The sequence below is a fragment of the Ligilactobacillus sp. MP3 genome (assembly GCF_024436335.1).
Taxonomy (GTDB): domain Bacteria; phylum Bacillota; class Bacilli; order Lactobacillales; family Lactobacillaceae; genus Ligilactobacillus; species Ligilactobacillus salivarius.
Genome location: NZ_JANFQI010000005.1, coordinates 45,451 through 63,505, shown reverse-complemented (window position 1 = coordinate 63,505; position 18,055 = coordinate 45,451). Strand labels below are relative to the sequence as shown.

Here is an 18,055-nt window from a genome sequence, read left to right as displayed (position 1 = left end):
CATTTTTATTCTAAATATAATTCTTGCAACCTTTCAATTTTAGCTTTCGTCATTCCCAATTTTTCTTCTAAAAACTTTTCAACAGATCCACTTACTACTCGACATGCTTCAGGTAAAACTTCAATTGTTTCAGCAATAACTGCTGTTTTACTGTTTAATCTCTGTGCTATTTCTGTTTGCGATTCACTTTCTAACGCATCATTTATTGTTTCAGAAGAATAATTATCAAAAAATAGATTGGTATATAAGTAATCTTCCACAATTTGTTTTTCACTCACACCTAATGCACTCAAAATTAAAAATGCAGCTACCCCTGTTCTATCTTTTCCAGCTGTGCAATGGAAAACCACACTTTCTCCCTCTTTATCATTTTCCAATAAGACATTGAACATTTTTCGATAAGCAGCTTGTGCATGAGGATCTAACAACATTTGAAGATAAGTTTGTCTTCCAAAATCCATATTACTAGCTCCTAATCGCATATTATTGATGATTCCTAAATTTTTAAACAAGCTAAAAGAAAATGGGTATACAGTATCTTGGAAATACTGTGCTTTATCTGGATACTTATCTGGCGAATAATTGGATTCTTCGGGTGAACGCAAATCAATAATATAACGAACTCCATATTGATCTAGATAATCTACATCATTCTTGGTTAGTTGTGCCATACTTCCACAACGTAATAGTTTGTGCCACTTAATTTTTCTACCATCCTCGGTTAAATAACCGCCCAATTCTCTAAAATTTATACCTTCTTCTAATTCTAACATTCTATGTTCCATAATTAATTTCACCTACAATCAAAAAAACTAGGTCTATCTTAATTATAATAGACCTAGCTTTTATTACTCAAAATATATTACTTCTTCATTTCGCGAACTTCGACCCAATCAACATAATTTCGATTGAATTCAGTAACTTTAACTTTCAAGCCACCCAGTTCAACTTCAGTTCCCAACTGAATCTTATAGTTATCTTGTAAATATCCTGCCAATGTTACACTTTCTGATTCTAAGAAATCTTTTTCTTGGAATCCAAAATAACGCTCAAAGTCGTATAAAGTTGTTTTACCTGAAACTTTATATGTTCCATTGTGATTATCAATAATATCATCTGGCAAAACATCATCAGCTTCATCTAAAACTGTTCCGAAAACTTCTTCATAAATATCTCTATCAGTTACAATCCCACTAGTTCCACCATATTCGTCTAGCACCACAACCATGGGAACTCGTTTTCTTGTCATTTGTCGTAACAAGCCTTGTAATTCTGTGGTTTCAGGAACAGAAATAATTGTTCTCAATAACTTAGAAATCTTGATCGTATCATCTACACGTGATTGACGAATCAAATCATAAATATAGACATAACCTAAAATCTTATCTTTATCATTATTAGCTACTACCGGATAACGTGAGTGTTTTTCTTGAAGATATTTATTCAAAACATCTTTTACAGTTGCAGTAATATCTACCACTTCAACACTTGTTCGATCAATCATAACATCTTTAGCAACTTTATCATTAAATTCAAATGCACGTCGCATATATAAATAGTCTTCTTTATCTATCGAACCACCAGTAACTGCATTCTTTGATAAATTTAAGATTTCATTTTCTGATAATACATCTGTGTCTTCTCCAGCTGGTTTTAAACCCATCGCCTTAACTATACCGTTAGCAGAAGCATTTAATAACCACACAAATGGATAGAATAAGATATGGAAGTAATGTAGTGGACGAACCACAAACATCATCACTTTCATCGGCATATCAATACTTATGTTCTTAGGTACAATTTCAGTTAAAACAACTTCCAAATATGTAAGTAAAACAACACCTAAAACTGCACTAATTGCCATAATAGTTGTGTGATTTAACGGTGTAAAACTAAAAAAGTCAGCAAAAATTTGCGATAAGGTATCTGCTCCGAGCCAGCCTAAGATAATTCCTGTTAATGAAACACCTACCTGAGTTGTAGATAGATATTCATTCATGTTATCGACCATCTTCAAAGCCATTTCAAGCTTTTTCTTGTTACCTTCTCCATCCTCTAACATACTCTCAATTTGACTTTTACGTACTGAAACAATTGCAAATTCAGCTGCCACAAAGAAAGCGGCAAAGAAAAATACAATTACTACAACGATTAAATTGCTAACCGCCTGACCACTAGACAAAATGCATTCCCCATTTCTCAAAATATTGATGTCTTAAACTAACACCTTTTAATTTCATCTACTGATTTTTAATTCTTATATGCTCTATCATAGCATTTTTTACGTAAAATTACCTTATACTTAGATTAATTATTTGTATCTTCTTCAGAAATTTCTGCACTTTCAATTACTGCAATTTTTTCGGCAATATTCCCTGCAATCTTTACTTCATAATTTTCTGGATTTGCGAGAAATTCATCGACACTTCCTAAGGTGTCTATCCTGAATCCTGATGCATTCAATTTAGGTGATTCAACTATTAAATTCACTACTACTGGTACTTTTTCTTCTAATCCATTAAAGAAATTATCAACCTTATCAATATTGCTATATGGTAAATTAATTATTCCAGATTCTAATCTAACGAAGACTGGACCATCTGCATAATCAATAACTAACTCAATTTGAGTTAATTTATTATCTTTAATAGAACTTTCAAATTTATCAATCACCGGCACCATAACATCAGCTACTCCCATGCTGTCTACATCTGAAGCTCTAGCTGTGATTGTCTCCTTGTGATAATCCTCGTTTTCAATCGCAGTAATGAAATTTCCTACTTCGATTTCCATTTAGTTCACGTCCTTAAAAATTATTCTAAGATATAATCTACTATAACTAGTTATACATTATCAATATTTTTTGTAAAAATTTAGTTTTTACTCTCTTTTACTTTTTCCTCATAATTTGTAAAATATTTGGGTATATCTGCCTTTAACTCTAGTTCTCTCATTGAAAATGGCAAAGTTAATTTCTGTTTGTAGCCATGTAACATCATATGTTTTTCTTCACTTACATGATTATATAACACGTCTCCTATAATAGGATGCCCCATTGCCGATAGATGTACGCGTAATTGATGCGTTCTTCCTGTTTCCAATCTTAAATAAACTACTGAATTATTTCCAAATTCTTTAATTACTTGATAATGTGTTCTAGCTGGTAGTGCGCCTATGCCGTCTACTTTTCGCTTACGCTTATCATTTTCATCCTTACCAATTGGTAGATCAATAACTCCTTCTTTTTGATCAAAAATTCCTTCTGTTACAGCTAAATAGTCACGCTTGATTATGTGCGTACTAATCAAACGAGTCAATATTGGTACCACAACTGGATTCTTAGCCACTATCATCGCCCCACTGGTCAACATATCTAAACGATGTACCATATAAGGATGTTCATCTTTTACATCTAAGTATCCAGCAATATAATTCATCAAAGTTCCTGTTTCATATGGTTGATTAGGATGGCTCTTGATTCCTTGAGGCTTATTTACTACTAATAAATCCTCATTTTCAAAAATAATTGGAATTTTCCTACCTTTGTCTACAATATAATTTGAGGTAGCTGTCCTAAATTCATCACCTTCAAAGATTAATTCAATCTTTTGATTTCCTTGAACAATTGTATTCATCGGATAATAGTTACCATTAATTTTTACGTTTTCCCTAATTCTCAAAAAATGGATAAATTTACGTGGAAGTAACCACTTTTCAGACAATAAAGCTCGTAATGAAATTCCACTAAATTCAGCATTGACTGTTCTTTCAAATTTATACTTACTCATTATTTTCCTCATTTCTAATCCGAGCTAATTATAATAATTTTCGTGAAACATGGCAAAATAAAAAGTAGCCTTACCTAATTATGAAACTTGTATCATAACCAAATAATTCTACTTTATTTTTTATCTCAATATATCAATTAAATTCTTATTTGCTGCCTGTCTAGCTGGTAATATACCGAAAATCAAACCAACAGCACTAGAAACTCCAAATGCTAATAAGAAAGCATTTAGCGTAACATGTGCTTTGATTTTAATTCCTCCACCTAGGCTTAGCAATGGTGCCAGTAGATGTGATAAGCCTGCACCTAAAACAAAACCAATTAGACCACCAGTTACAGTTAAAACCATCGCTTCAATTAAAAATTGTAGCATAATATTGGTTGGAGTTGCTCCTACAGCTAATCGTATACCAATCTCCTGTGTTCGTTCTGAAACAGAAATATACATCATATTCATGACACCAATTCCAGCGATAAATAAGGAAATTGCTGCAATTAAACTGATAAATCCTGTTATCATATTAATTTGTGAAGAAAATGCCTTTAGTTCTTTTTCCATATCATAATATGTATATGTTCCTTTATTCATGGCACTTCCATTTTTTTCAAGATACTTAGCAATCTTTTTAGATACCTTGCTTGCCGGAGCGTCTTGAGGGAATGTTAATTTAATTACATCACCTTCATTGGCATTTTGTCCATCGTAATATAACTTATATGGAACAACAACGTCAGTTCCTTTTGCACTTAATGTTCCATATTGATCATACTTACTTCCGCCACCATAAACACCAATAATACGATAAGTTGTCTCATTAGATGAAATTGAAGTTCCAACTGCATTTTGAGCAGTTCCAAACTCTTTTTTTGCTAAAGATTCTTTTATCATCGCTACTGGCTCTTTCATCTGTAAATCTTGTTTAGTAATCTCTCTACCAGCTATTAAGTCAATCGACTTTTCAGGTTTCTTTTCTAAATTAATACTTACAGATTTTTCTTCATCACCAATTATCATCTTAGAATTAATCAATGAATCATGTTCTATTTTTACATCTTTAAATTCTGATCCAAATTCTGTTTTAATATTAGCAATGTCTTCTTCCGTAAATCCATGTGTTGTAGATCCCATATCTGTTGAAGAATATCCAATTTCGGTTGTCTGTTGCCCTTGTTTAGAATTGCCAAACTTATCATACATGGTCTTTTTAACACCATCACCCATGCCTAAAATTGTAATAACTGCAGCAATTCCGATCATTATACCAATAATTGTTAAAAAACTTCTTTTCCTATTAGTTTTTAAAGATTGAAAGGCAGTTCTTAATAACTCTACAAATTTCATTTATCTTTCATTCCTTTCATCTCTTATCATATGACCATCAAGAATTGTTACTACTCTTTCACACTGTTCAGCAACATGTGGATCATGTGTAACTAAAATAATAGTTGTATGACTTTCTCGATTAAGTTCCTTAAATAAATTCATAATTTCTTGGCTAGTTTGTGTATCCAAAGCCCCAGTTGGTTCGTCAGCAATTAAGAATTTAGGATTCGTAGCTATTGCTCGTGCTATCGAAACACGTTGTTGCTGCCCACCAGACATATTTTTAGGCAATTTATTTTCATAACCAGCCAGACCTACTTTACTCAAAACTTCGCTAACTCTTTCCTTAATCTCCGCACGTTTCTTACCAGCATACAATAATGGCAAAGCCACATTTTCTGCCACACTAACGTCTCTTAATAACTTAAAATTTTGAAAAACAAACCCTACATTTTCGTTCCGAAGTTTTGAAAAGTCTTTTCTATCATAATCATGAATTGGTTCATTATTATAATAATAAGTCCCCTCAAACTTATCATCTAAAAAACCAATAATATTTATCAAAGTAGATTTCCCTGAGCCAGATTCACCAATAATTGCTACCAATTCTCCTGCATCGATATTTAGATTAATATCATGTAACACATGAAATTGAGAATCGCCTTGTTGGTAGTATTTGTTAATATTTTCTAGCCTAATCATTATTTTCTACCTGCTCATTATTTTTTAGGTCTTTATCTGGATTAGTAACTATCTTATCGCTATCTACAAGGCCTTGATCTACAATAAAATAGCTATTAACTTCTTTGCCTGACACTTTAGTTGCTTGGGCTTTTCCAGCTTTATTTACAACGTATACTTTTCCATCTCTTACAGCAGCTTTAGGAATTTTTATTCCCTTTTGTACTACTGACATTTTAACAGTTTGACCTAACATGAATTTCTTGGCATCCACTTTAGCATTTAAATCATATTTAGTATTATTGCCCTTGCTATCTTTTGTTGGTACTTCTGACAAATATGATATTTGTGTTTCTTGAACCTTATTAGTAGCTACTGCCTTAACCTGAATATTTCCACCTAATTTAACCTTGTTATAGTCATATTCTGAAATTTGAGCTGAAACTTGTCTATCATCAGAATATAAAGTAACAACTGGTTGATTTTGTTTGGATGTATCTATTTCGACATATCCAGCATATGGAGCTGTTAAAGTTTGGTTAACCTTACTAGATAAAGTATTTAACTTATTTCTTGCAGCATTCACACTTGCTTGAGCATCGGCATAAGCATTTTGTGCTTCCGTTAATTGTCCTTGTAACTCACTATATCCATCATTACCTGATCCCACACTGCTCATTTGTTTCTTAATATTATTAATACTTTGTTGCTGAGAATTCATCGCTCTTTGCGATTTATCAATTTCACCTTGAACTTCCACAACCGAATCTTGCTTATCTGTATTGTGTGTAGTTAGGATAGCTTGTCCTTGCTCAACATGCTCACCATTCTTAACATTAATACTTTGAATATCACCACTAGGAGTATCTAAAATTTCCCTTTGAACTGGCTCAACACTTCCTGTTAACGTAAAGCTAGTTTGTTGTGACACTTTAGCAACACGATATTTGGAATCTTCACTTGAATTCTTATCTGAGATTGCAGAATGTACAGCTACTCCGGCTACCAATAATACTACAACTCCACCAACTATTACCCAGCGTTTTTTCCCTGTAAATTTATTTCGTAAACTTCTTTTTTTCTTCATCTTCTATCCTCCAAATTATTTCCCTAGATCAATTGTGTTCTTCACTATATATCACTAATCATCTTCATTGGTTAATTACTTACATAACTAACTATACACATAACAAAGACTTAACGCAAGCATTTCTTAAAAAATTCCAATAAAAAAATGGCATGCCTATAATAGACACACCATTTAAAAAATAATTATTCTGCTTCCATTGCTAGTAAGAAACAACCTGTAATTCCAGCATCATCGCCTAATTTTACATGAACGATATAGTCATCTAAATCAGGTGTTGGAACATAGTCATTCATTTGCTTTTTAAATGATTCTCTTATCATTGGGAATAATTGTTCTTGCTTAGAAACCCCACCGCCAAAAATAATTTTTTCTGGTGATAAAGTTAAAGTTAAATCTACACATGCTTGTGCTAAGTAATATGCTACAATTTTCCAAGCCTTATCATCTTTAGGAATATCATAAGCTTTAACGCCACCTTGTCTTACTTCAATTGCAGGACCAGCAGCTAAACCTTCTAAACAGTCATGATGGAATGGACACTTTCCTTCATATTTGTCATCAGGATGACGACGCATAATGATATGACCAATTTCTGGATGTCCATATCCTTCGATAACTTTACCATTGATAACAACACCGCCACCGATTCCTGTTCCAACAGTTAAGTAAACACAACTATCTTTACCTAAAGCTGCACCTTTTTTCAATTCACCGTAAGCAGCTCCGTTAACATCAGTTGTCCATGCATAAGGTACGTCAAATCTCTTCTTCATTTCACCTAAGAAATCATAGTTCTTCCAGCCTGGCTTAGGTGTATTAGTTATATAACCATATGTACTAGATTTGCGATTAACATCAATTGGTCCAAAAGAAGCAATTCCAATGGCTTGAACTTCATGCTTTTCAAAGAACTTGAAGACATCGCTCATTGTTTCTTCTGGTACTGTTGTAGGAATTGATACCCTTTCTACTATATTTAAATTTTCATCGGCCACTGCACAAACAAACTTTGTTCCACCGGCTTCAATTGCTCCGTATAATTTAGTCAATTTATCTCACCTCTATTAATTGGTAAACGTTTTCCTCTATAACAATTATTATTTTATAACATATCATTTAAAAGGTAAAGAAAAATATGCTAAACGTTTGACATATGATATAAATTATTTTCAAGTAGATAATTACCTTCATTATTCTAATAATGTGCTATAATACTTTTTTGAAATAAGGATGCAAAATCGCCGGGTTTTGCCACAATATCTAAACTACAAGTGAACTGACAGGCGGCAGATTTTCTGCATAGGTTCGCTTATACGGAGGGTAATTATGCAAAATACTGTTTATTCAGTAAGACGTGAAGTTTCCGGTTATATCGTGAAAAATATCTTCGCATCTTTAGGAATATCATTATACGTTTTGGTTGATACTTTATTTATAGCTCTTGCAGCTGGTTCAATTGGTCTTGCAACTTTAAATATTGTATTGCCAGTTTTCAATCTTTTTAACTCTTTAGGGTTACTTTTAGGTGTTGGTGGTGCCGCTATTTTTTCTTTAAATAAAGTTCGTCACCCTGAAAGAATTGAAGGACTTTACAGTGAACTCATCATTTTTTGTGTGGGACTAGGAATTCTCTTTGCAATAATTGGAAATCTTTTTCCTCATCAAATTTTGACTTTAATGGGTGCTAATCAACAAACCATCAATATGGCAACCACTTATTTTCGTATTGTTTCCTGTGGTGCTCCATTGTTTATGGCAAATTATGTTACTATTAACTTTGTTAGAAATGATGGCAACCCCTCACTAACAATGCGGGCTGCTTTAACACAAACAGCTTTCGTAATATTCATGGATTGGCTTTTAATTTTTGAGTTAAATTTAAAAATGGAAGGTGCTGCTTTAGCAACTATTTTTTCTCCTTTAACTAGTCTGACGGTTTTAAGTAGTCATCGCCATTTTGCACAACGACAATTAAAACTTTTTAAAACCAAAGTCCATCTCAAAACGGTCCTAAAAGCTGCTCGATTAGGTATTCCATCTTTCTTGAATGAAATGAGTACTGGAGTTAGCATTTTTGTTTTCAACTTAGTACTTCTAAAGTTAGGTGGGAATTATGCGATTGCTGCTTATGGAGTTATTGCTAATATTGGGATTGTTTTCTTAGCAATCTTCAACGGTGTTGCCTTAGGGGTACAACCTATTGCCAGTCGCGAGTATGGTAAACACTTATACCAAAACGTAAAAATTGCTTTAAAAATTGGATTGCTTGTTACTTTTTCAATAGCTATAATCAGTTATTTCTTACTTCTTATTTTTAAAGCTCCTATTGTCGATATTTTCAACGCTGAACACGAAGCTCAACTTGTTGCTTATGCAGTTAAAGGTATTCCTATTTACTTTATTAGTATCTTTTTTAGTTGTCTAAACCTTGTTTTAATGCTATTTTTAGCAGCTATCAACGATGCTAGAGGTGCCTTTTTCTTGTCGATTTTACGTGGATACGTCATCCTATTACCATCAATTATTATTTTTGCTTACTTTGGTGGCATAGCTGGTGTCTGGGCAAGTGTTCCATTTACTGAATTTATCGTAGCAAGCTTAGGTATATATCTGACTAATAAAAAAATTTCTACTATGCAAATAAGAAAGGAATCTTTATTGTGAAAATCAAACGTTTAGATCACATCGTATTAACAGTATCAGATTTAGCTCAGGCTGAACGCTTCTATCATGAAGTATTTGATATGCCAGTCATTAAGGATCAAACCACTGAAGATGTAATTACACTTCGTTGTGGTCATCAACTTATTCGTCTACGCAAAGCTGATAAAAATAGTGACTTGCATGCTAATAATCAAACAATTGGTGCAGCTGATATTTGTATCGTCTCTGGAGATAAAATGTCTGACATTGAAAATCATCTTAAGAGTTATTTTGTAAATATTGTTGCTGGTCCTGTGACAAAAATGGGATCTGAAGGCGAAATGACATCGATTTATCTACGTGATTATGATCAAAATCTGATTGAAGTCTCAACTTATAAATAACCTAAAAAAATCTCAAGCTGATATTTTAGATACCAGTTTGAGATTTTATTTTTTATACAATTGTCAATTCTAGACACAGGACCAATTTCCTAATTTATGCAAATCCTATTTAGCCCATAAGAAACTTACTAATGCTTTATCAACCTCTTTGCTTTCATGCAATTTGCTATGTTGTCCATATTTTCCACTTATTTTTAATTCTTGATATGACTTCTCACGACTATTTAATAAGTATTTTAAAGATTTTGATGAATTATTGCTTACCCTTCCATCTGACTTATCACCTACGTCGCCATAGATGTTTAGGACATCAATTTGATTCTTAGGATAACTATCTCTAATTGCCAATAATTTCTTATAACTCTGTCTAAAGATATTTGGCTTACCATTTTTATCTAATTTACTTTCACCTAATTTGTCATCCATTCCTAAAATACCATTAAAATGACCAGCAATATCTACTTGCTTTTGAATTTGAGGTAACCTCTTATCTCCACCGTAATTCAGCAAGTAAAACATAATTGACATATTTCCCATTGAATGTCCTACTACATTAAACTTTTTTATGCCATATTTCTTTTGTAAGGCTACCACTACATTTTTCATCCATTTAGCATCTTCGTTATAATTTGCGTTCTTGTTATCTTGATAATTCACTTCGACAATTGGATTTCTTGCATTCTTTTTCATATTTCCTATTAATTCAACTTCACCCTTAGTCGAAATATCAGCTCTGATGATTGTATTAGTTACACCTTTATTTTTAGCATAATTTGCCATTTGTCGTTCCGCACGATAACTACTCCCCCAACCATGAAAGAATAAAGTAGGAACATTTGAATTAATATAATTTTTCTGAGCAGCTTGTACTCGATGAAGTCTTACTCCACAAAATACTATTAATAAAACAGCTAGTAAGACTAACCATGCAGATTTATTTTTTCGTAACACTATACCACCTCAAAGCCTATTATAAAGCTTAGAGCTTACTTCAAGGTAAGAAAAAAGCACATGGAAATTCCATGTACTCTCTAATTGTTATTTCAACAATGAAGCTGCTTCTTCATCAATAATTACTACAACATCAGGATGATTTTGTAGTACACTTGCTGGAACTTCAGGTGTTACTGGTCCTTCAATCATCGCCTTAACTGCTTCAGCTTTATTCTTGCCAAATGCTTCTAATAAAATTGTGTCAGATTTCATTATTGTTCCAATTCCCATTGAATATGCGTATTTTGGAACATCTTCTTCATTGTCAAAGAAACGTGAATTTGCATTAATAGTTGATTGTGTCAATGCCACTTTATGAGTCTTACCATCAAATGATGACCCTGGTTCATTAAAACCAATATGACCATTACGTCCAATTCCTAAAAGTTGTAATCCAACATGATATTCTTCTAACAACTTATCATAGCGCTCACATTCTTGATCAGCATCTTCAGCCATTCCATTTGGTAAAAATGATTTTGCAAATGGCTTAGCATTGAATAAATGTTCCTTCATAAAATAAGCGTAACTTTGTTCATCTTCTGGCTTTAATCCCACATATTCATCTAAATTTACAGAAATACTATTAGAAAAATCAATATCACTTTTTACTAATTCATCGTATGTTGTTTCTGGAGTACTACCTGTAGCTAAGCCGAATACTTTGACTCCATTATCTAAAGCTTCTTTAAATACTTTTAATGCTTCTTTTCCGCCTTCTACTTGATCTTTAACTTTGATTATTTTCATAATAAATACTCCTTCTTTCGTTTTGGTCTATACCAATTATACAACTAATATTTCTTTTTGTAAACTCTTGCATTCATGGTCTATACCATTTATTATTAAGTTGTTACTTAAGTTAATAGAAGTGCGAGTTTATCGCTATTATTTAAAATAAAGGTGGTCAAATATATGAGTACAGTTTTAAAACATGGACTTATCTATACTGGTTCCGAAAAAATTGTAGATGGATATTTACGATTTGATAAACAAATTATCAATGTTGGACCAATGTCTGAATATAAAGCCCAAGTATCTGATGATAAAATTATTGATTTGGAAGGACAAGTTGTAGTTCCTGGCTTTATCGACGTTCATAGCCATGGTGGTTATAGCTTCGATTCCATGGATGGCGATGCTAACCAAATTGATGAAATGGTTAATGATATGGTCCATGAAGGTATTACTACATATTTCGCTACAACTATGACTCAATCTCATGAAAATATTGCGCATGCGATGGTTGGTATTAAAGAAGCCGCTGCAAAAAATCCAGTTATTCAAGGTATTCATCTTGAAGGACCTTTTGTTTCACCTATTTTCAAAGGAGCTCAACCAGAAGAATATATCGAATCTCCTGATATCGATGCTTTCGCTCATTGGAATGAACTATCTGGTGGCATGATTAAATTAGTTACTTATGCTCCTGAAAATGAAAATACTACTGAATTTGAAAAATATTGTATTGAACACAACATCGTATTATCTGTAGGTCATAGTAATGCTACACGTGCTCAAATGAAAAACTCACTTGCTAGTCACGTTACTCATCTATACAACGCTCAACGTGAATTGAAGCATCGCGAACCAGGTGTTACTGGTCATGCTCTTCTCGAAGGAAATATGTACTGCGAAATCATCGCTGATGGATTCCATGTCTTCCCAGATATGATTAAACTAGCTTATGACCTAAAAGGACCAGATAAAATTGAATTAGTTACTGACTCTATGCGTGCAAAAGGTATGCCTGAAGGAGTTTCAGAATTAGGTGGTCAAAAAGTTATCGTTAAAGATAAGCAAGCTCGTCTAGAATCTGGTAATTTGGCTGGCTCTGTATTACAATACCAAGATGCCTTTAAGAATATTATGAAATTTACTGGTTGCGGTATTGAAGATGCTGTGAAAATGTCTTCTGTTAACCAAGCTCGTGAATTTGGATTAACTCAAAAAGGTGCTATTGAAGTTGGTAAAGATGCTGACCTAAACATTCTTGATTCTGATTTAAATGTTGTTAAAACATTTAGTTTTGGTCGTTTATTTGAAAAATAGTTAACTAAAATCCCTACTAAATTACTTTAATTGTAAATTAGTAAGGATTTTTCTAATCATTAATAAAAAGATAGCAATCGATGCATGATCAATTACTATCTTTTCAAATCTATTTAACTGTCCATCCACCGTCAATTGTAAAAACAGTTCCGTGAACATAATCAGCTCTTGGACTTGCCAAGTAAAGTGTCATTTCTGCTACTTCTTTAGGTTTTGCCCATCGTTTAGCTGGTGTGAGTCTGGCTACTTCTTTAGCCATCGCCCCATCTCCAGCAAAATCAGCCGCATTCATCGGTGTATTAATTGCTCCTGGAGCTATACAATTAACTCGAATTCCCTTATCAGCGTAATCATAAGCTAATTGTTTAGTGTATCCAATAATTCCATGCTTTGCCGCTGTATAAGCTGCTCCACCACCACCAGCAACCAATCCTGCAATAGAAGCCATATTTACAATAACTCCATGTTTCTGTTTCAACATTATTGGTAAAATTTCATTAGTCAACAAGAACATACTTTTTAAATTAGTATTAAAAATATTGTCCCATTGTTCTTCACTAGTATCTAAAGTTGGTGCATAATTATCTAGAATACCAGCTGTATTTAATAAAATATCTACAGTTGATAATTCTTTTTTTATTTTTCTTGTCCACATGTGAATATCTTTTTTCTTTCTTATATCCACTTGTTGAAAACTTAAAGTCGGAAATTTTTGCTCTACTTCCTTAATTTCTACACTTTCTTTAATATCAGCTCCATAAATTATTGCTCCTGCTTGTAAAAATGCTTTAGTTTGTTCTAGTCCTATTCCAGAGCTGACACCTGTCATAACAACTACTTTCCCTTCAAATTCTGGATAAAGGTTCATTATTCTACAATCTTCCAATCATCAGCTAATACATCGCAAGAAGTTGGCATAAATTGTGATAAAGCTGGTTCTTCTTTTGTTCTAATCATCAAATATGGGTTAACTTTTTCTCCATTAAGAGTATCATTATCAACTACGAAAATGTATTCCTCAGAGCCACCCCAACCTTCAGTACGAACAGCTTTTTTACCTTTTTTTAATTCTGGTAATACTTCTTCAAAAGTCATAATCTTCCCTCGCTTATCTAGTTAAATCAATACGTTTACTTAAAATCCACATTAAAATTGCACCAATTAACATTGAACCAAATTCACCGATTGCTACAGTGAAATATGTTGGCCAAAATGGTAGCTTACTTACATAATATAATTCCAATGCTACACTCCATGTCATAACAGTACAAATTATAACTGTAATTAAGAGCTTTAATGGGACTGATTTTACATGTTTACTTAATAAATAACTTAGACCCGTCATAACTAATGTTCCTAATGAACCAAAAATGACATCAACGATTCCCATTGGAGACCAAAGATTTGCAATTGCACATCCAATTGTCAATGCCCATATATAACGTTTATTGAAGACTACCAAGTTATTAAATACTTCTGATAGTCTGAATTGAATTGCTCCAAAACTTAAAGGAGCTAAACCTAGTGTTACTGCTGCATATAAAGCTGCCACTAAAGCACCTTTAATCACCGCAATAAGTTTTTCGTGTGATTGTGTATCAACCATATAAATTACCTGCTTTCTAGTTTTTTTAACTGGGATGTTTACGAACCAGTGTGGAAAAGCCACGAAATACAGTATAACAAACTTTTTTGAATAACAAAAGCGACCACAAGAACTATTTAAATTCTCGCAGTCGCTTTTTCTTATGGGTTAATTTTATTTTTTGCAACGTTCTAGGCTCCAATTATTCATTTGACTTTTCTTCAGCTTCTTGAACAGAGGAAGCCTTTACAATTGTATTAGTTACGTGACCATCTTTAACAGTTTCAACTAAATACCACTTCATATGCTTCACCTCCTAAAAATTTAGTAATGCTATCTACAATCAATATGATAACACTTTCACAAGCAATGTTCAAATATTTCTATACCGTTTTCATAACTTTTATTAAATACTTAATAAATTTACTTATCCATTACTTGATTTTAGCTATTCTATATCTTTTGCAATTTAATTTCAACAAAAAAACACTAAAACTTAGGAGTTTTAATGTTTCTTAAGAGTTATTCAGATATAACAGTTTTCCAATCTAAACCAAAACTTATCCCAATACTTTTCTTTCCTGTATAAATAGCTAAAGATATTGGAAGCTCATCTTTTTCAATTTTAGCAGTTGGAAAATTTTCTTGTAACAATTCACATAATCCGTCAAATTGACTATTATTCTCATCGCCCATTAGGGTAATCCGCATCTGATCATTCATACTATGATACTGAGAAATAATTAGCTCTAATACCTCACTATAGGCTTTCTTCTCTCGATAGTGTGTATTTACCATCGCTAATTTTCCGTTCTCATTAAATTTCATCATTGTTAATGGACGCAAAAATAGATTCGACATTGAATTTACACCGTTCGATACATATCCCGTCTTCATTAGTTGATAGATATCAGAAATAAGCATATAAGTGCGATTATTATTTCTTAAATTAATAAGTTGATCTACAACTTGACTAACTGTTTTTCCGGATAAAAGCATTTCACCAGCCAACTCAACCATTTGTCCTTGTAAGGCTCCACTAGAGTAAGAATCAAATACAGTTATCTTTCTATCCGAAGCTTTAGCATATGATAATACAACTTTAGGTAAGCTACTGATTCCGTTAGCTAAAGAAATATACAAGAACTCATCATAACCTTCTTTTTCTAGACTTTCAAAATATTCTTCTAGATAAGCCGTTGATATTGGTTCTAAAACCGGAGTATCAGTCCTTTTGTCTAACATTTTATCTCTTAAATAAGGCGTCATCCCTGTTTTTTCTGGATATCTACTACCTTCAAATTCAATAGACAATTCAATTTGATGAATATTAAGTTCTTTTATCTTATCAACTGTCAGACAAGCTGAAGTATCAGTTAAAATTGCAACTTTCATTTATTTATCCTTTAAATTATTCTATTCAAAAACGACACTACTATTCCATTTTATCATACTTTTTGTTTGTCTTATAACTTTCCTAACCAAGATCCACAATATGCGGCTAGTATTCCACATAACACTGTTAATAATAGATATATAAACATCATTTTTTGCTTGTTATTATTAATAAGTGTTACTAATTCTACTTGGTATGTGGAAAAAGTTGTATATCCACCTAAAAATCCAGTCCCTAGTAATAACAATATGTGACTACTTGTGATTTTGCTGTGTAAAAATCCTAATAATAGGGCTCCAGTTATGTTGATAATAAAAGTTGCCCAAGGAAATACTCTAGTTCTGCTCTTCAATACTTGTGTCATTAGATACCGCACAGATGCACCTAATCCAGCTCCTAAAGCTACTTCTATCATCTTCGATCACCAACTTTTCCTAATTTTATTCCTAAAATCATTCCTGTATATGCTAATAGAAAACCACCTACTACACTTATCAACAAGTAAAAGGTAGCATCAGTAAATGTAGACAAGCCCAAAATATCCACTGTAAATGTGGAAAAAGTTGTGAAAGCTCCTACCATTCCTGTCCCTAGACCTGTACTTAACCAAGCTGGTAATTTTTGCCTTTCAATCACATAATAAGTCAGGAAAGCTAAGCAAAAACTTCCAATCAGATTAACCAAAATAGTTCCCGTAGATGCTAGCTTAAGACCTAACAAATATCTTAACATTCCGCCTATCATCCCAAAGAAAAAGACACTTATTAAAGTGCCTAATTTCACGTTTTGCACCTCAATCATCTCCACTAATTAATCCTTATAGTATAAGTTAGATTTGATTGAATTGCAAAACTATCTCTATTCTACTTCTGCAAGTTTTTCATCTAAGTAATTTGCCATATCTTTTTTAGGATGGAAACCTACAACTTTTTCTTTTGCCACTCCATCTTTAAATAAGATCATCGCTGGAATACTCATAATTTTATATTCCATCGCTAAATCTTGATACTTATCTACATCGACCTTAGCAAATTTTACTTTTCCTTGATAATCTTTTTCCAATTCTTCTAAAACTGGATTCATCATTTTACATGGTCCGCACCATTCTGCCCAAAAATCAACCAAAGTTAGCCCTTCCTTAGTTACATCAGCTAAATCTTTGGGAGTGATGTTTTTAGCCATTTAAATCCCTCATTTCATATAACTTTGTAATTTTATCTTACCACCATCTCGGAGTTATACACAAAATTACTGCTTAATCTATTTTATTATAAACAAATTTATCCACTGCTTCTGCAACCGCATCATGATTATTATCTCGCTTGCAAATATAATCTGCTTTAGATAAAACTTGTTCATTAGCATTTCTAACAGCTACACCAACTCCAGCAGCTTCAATCATTGGCAAGTCGTTACTATTGTCACCAATTGCAATTGTTTCTTCTGGCTTAATTCCTAACATTTCAGCTAATTTCAACATCCCTGTACCTTTATCTGTTGAAATGTTATTAAATTCAATATAACGACCTGAAGAATATGTGGTCTTGAACTTATCTCCAATTTCTTTACGTGCAATCTCATTAAAGGCAAGTCTCTTATCCATATCATTAACATTGATGATAATCTTAGTAATAGGAGTATCTTTTAAGAAATCAATATTAGGTTCTTGTAATTCAGTCCACTCTACTCCACGTGGTTGCAAGTAATCTTTTTCGTCTTGATTGACATTCCACATGTATAATTCATCCAAAGTATAAACGTGGATACAACTTTCTGGATAATATTTCAGACTGATATCAAACAATTGTTTAACAATATCAAAGGCCAATCCTTCAACATGTACTACCTTTAAATCTTTATTTTCAACAATTGCTCCACCGTTAAAACTGATTACATACTGATCTTTAGTTTGATAAATTCCTAATGTCTTCAAATTTTCTTGAACAGAAAGATAACTTCTACCTGTATTCAAAACTACTTTTACTCCATCTTTAATTACTTTTTTGAGAACGGATACATTTTTAGGTGAAATTTCAGCGTCATCATTTAATAAAGTTTCGTCCATATCAATCGCTACTAATTTATACATATATCATTCAT

21 protein-coding genes and 1 riboswitch are annotated in these 18,055 nt (G+C 32.6%); of the genes, 3 read left to right on the top strand and 18 right to left on the bottom strand.

Going from position 1 to position 18,055, the window contains the following annotated elements; genetic code table 11:
* Window positions 1–5: 5 nt before the first annotated feature.
* The 8 genes from NOU10_RS05145 to NOU10_RS05110 form a co-directional block, all read right to left on the bottom strand.
* On the bottom strand, window positions 6–785 hold the full coding sequence (locus NOU10_RS05145; RefSeq protein WP_250200574.1) for a tyrosine-protein phosphatase: 780 nt from the start codon (window positions 783–785) through the stop codon (window positions 6–8).
* Window positions 786–862: 77 nt separating this feature from the next.
* Window positions 863–2,182: a hemolysin family protein gene (locus NOU10_RS05140; RefSeq protein ID WP_255906228.1), complete on the bottom strand. Its 1,320-nt coding sequence runs from the start codon at window positions 2,180–2,182 to the stop codon at window positions 863–865.
* A 125-nt stretch (window positions 2,183–2,307) separates the two neighbouring features.
* Window positions 2,308–2,793, bottom strand: coding sequence for a hypothetical protein (locus tag NOU10_RS05135; protein ID WP_034983324.1), 486 nt, complete (start codon window positions 2,791–2,793; stop codon window positions 2,308–2,310).
* An 80-nt stretch (window positions 2,794–2,873) separates the two neighbouring features.
* A complete protein-coding gene (locus NOU10_RS05130; protein ID WP_255906227.1) occupies window positions 2,874–3,788 on the bottom strand; it encodes an RluA family pseudouridine synthase in 915 nt (304 codons plus the stop codon).
* Window positions 3,789–3,908: 120 nt separating this feature from the next.
* Entirely contained in the window at window positions 3,909–5,129 is a 1,221-nt protein-coding gene (locus NOU10_RS05125; protein ID WP_255906226.1) for an ABC transporter permease, read from the bottom strand.
* Window positions 5,130–5,813, bottom strand: a complete 684-nt coding sequence (locus NOU10_RS05120; RefSeq protein ID WP_255906225.1) for an ABC transporter ATP-binding protein — start codon at window positions 5,811–5,813, stop codon at window positions 5,130–5,132.
* Window positions 5,806–6,879, bottom strand: coding sequence for an efflux RND transporter periplasmic adaptor subunit (locus tag NOU10_RS05115; protein ID WP_003705360.1), 1,074 nt, complete (start codon window positions 6,877–6,879; stop codon window positions 5,806–5,808). The genes NOU10_RS05120 and NOU10_RS05115 overlap by 8 nt, the downstream gene beginning before the upstream one ends.
* Before the next feature lie 185 nt (window positions 6,880–7,064).
* A complete protein-coding gene (locus NOU10_RS05110) occupies window positions 7,065–7,931 on the bottom strand; it encodes an ROK family protein (RefSeq protein WP_255906224.1) in 867 nt (288 codons plus the stop codon).
* A gap of 277 nt (window positions 7,932–8,208) precedes the next feature.
* On the opposite strand from NOU10_RS05110, the gene NOU10_RS05105 reads away from it, so the two are divergent.
* Entirely contained in the window at window positions 8,209–9,546 is a 1,338-nt protein-coding gene (locus NOU10_RS05105) for an MATE family efflux transporter (protein WP_255906223.1), read from the top strand.
* The gene (locus NOU10_RS05100; RefSeq protein ID WP_003705365.1) at window positions 9,543–9,929 is read left to right on the top strand and encodes a VOC family protein; all 387 of its coding nucleotides are present in this window, start codon (window positions 9,543–9,545) and stop codon (window positions 9,927–9,929) included. The genes NOU10_RS05105 and NOU10_RS05100 overlap by 4 nt, the downstream gene beginning before the upstream one ends.
* A gap of 105 nt (window positions 9,930–10,034) precedes the next feature.
* On the opposite strand, the gene NOU10_RS05095 is transcribed toward NOU10_RS05100, so the two are convergent.
* Window positions 10,035–10,880: an alpha/beta hydrolase gene (locus tag NOU10_RS05095; protein ID WP_255906222.1), complete on the bottom strand. Its 846-nt coding sequence runs from the start codon at window positions 10,878–10,880 to the stop codon at window positions 10,035–10,037.
* Between the two features lie 87 nt (window positions 10,881–10,967).
* Window positions 10,968–11,672: a glucosamine-6-phosphate deaminase gene (nagB, locus tag NOU10_RS05090; RefSeq protein ID WP_003705368.1), complete on the bottom strand. Its 705-nt coding sequence runs from the start codon at window positions 11,670–11,672 to the stop codon at window positions 10,968–10,970.
* Between the two features lie 165 nt (window positions 11,673–11,837).
* On the opposite strand from nagB, the gene nagA reads away from it, so the two are divergent.
* On the top strand, window positions 11,838–12,974 hold the full coding sequence (gene nagA, locus NOU10_RS05085; RefSeq protein ID WP_255906221.1) for an N-acetylglucosamine-6-phosphate deacetylase: 1,137 nt from the start codon (window positions 11,838–11,840) through the stop codon (window positions 12,972–12,974).
* A 109-nt stretch (window positions 12,975–13,083) separates the two neighbouring features.
* Here the strand turns inward: nagA and NOU10_RS05080 are convergent, their stop codons facing one another.
* From NOU10_RS05080 to NOU10_RS05045, 8 genes are all read right to left on the bottom strand, one after another.
* Entirely contained in the window at window positions 13,084–13,842 is a 759-nt protein-coding gene (locus NOU10_RS05080; protein ID WP_255906220.1) for a 3-oxoacyl-ACP reductase, read from the bottom strand.
* Window positions 13,842–14,069, bottom strand: coding sequence for a DUF2829 domain-containing protein (locus tag NOU10_RS05075; protein WP_003701248.1), 228 nt, complete (start codon window positions 14,067–14,069; stop codon window positions 13,842–13,844). Before NOU10_RS05075 ends, NOU10_RS05080 begins: the two co-directional genes overlap by 1 nt.
* A 13-nt stretch (window positions 14,070–14,082) precedes the next feature.
* Window positions 14,083–14,580, bottom strand: a complete 498-nt coding sequence (locus NOU10_RS05070) for a QueT transporter family protein (protein ID WP_003701672.1) — start codon at window positions 14,578–14,580, stop codon at window positions 14,083–14,085.
* Window positions 14,581–14,590: 10 nt separating this feature from the next.
* A riboswitch (PreQ1 riboswitch) is annotated at window positions 14,591–14,635 on the bottom strand.
* A gap of 446 nt (window positions 14,636–15,081) precedes the next feature.
* Window positions 15,082–15,954, bottom strand: coding sequence for a DegV family protein (locus NOU10_RS05065; protein ID WP_255906219.1), 873 nt, complete (start codon window positions 15,952–15,954; stop codon window positions 15,082–15,084).
* A gap of 71 nt (window positions 15,955–16,025) precedes the next feature.
* Entirely contained in the window at window positions 16,026–16,370 is a 345-nt protein-coding gene (crcB, locus tag NOU10_RS05060) for a fluoride efflux transporter CrcB (RefSeq protein ID WP_255906218.1), read from the bottom strand.
* Window positions 16,367–16,756 carry a CrcB family protein gene (locus NOU10_RS05055; protein ID WP_034984188.1) on the bottom strand — a complete coding sequence of 130 codons (390 nt, stop codon included), beginning with the start codon at window positions 16,754–16,756 and terminating at the stop codon, window positions 16,367–16,369. The genes crcB and NOU10_RS05055 overlap by 4 nt, the downstream gene beginning before the upstream one ends.
* A gap of 57 nt (window positions 16,757–16,813) precedes the next feature.
* Window positions 16,814–17,137 (bottom strand): thioredoxin, encoded by a 324-nt coding sequence (trxA, locus tag NOU10_RS05050; RefSeq protein WP_003705375.1) that lies wholly within the window; start codon window positions 17,135–17,137, stop codon window positions 16,814–16,816.
* A 73-nt stretch (window positions 17,138–17,210) separates the two neighbouring features.
* On the bottom strand, window positions 17,211–18,044 hold the full coding sequence (locus NOU10_RS05045) for a Cof-type HAD-IIB family hydrolase (RefSeq protein ID WP_255906217.1): 834 nt from the start codon (window positions 18,042–18,044) through the stop codon (window positions 17,211–17,213).
* Window positions 18,045–18,055 lie beyond the last annotated feature (11 nt).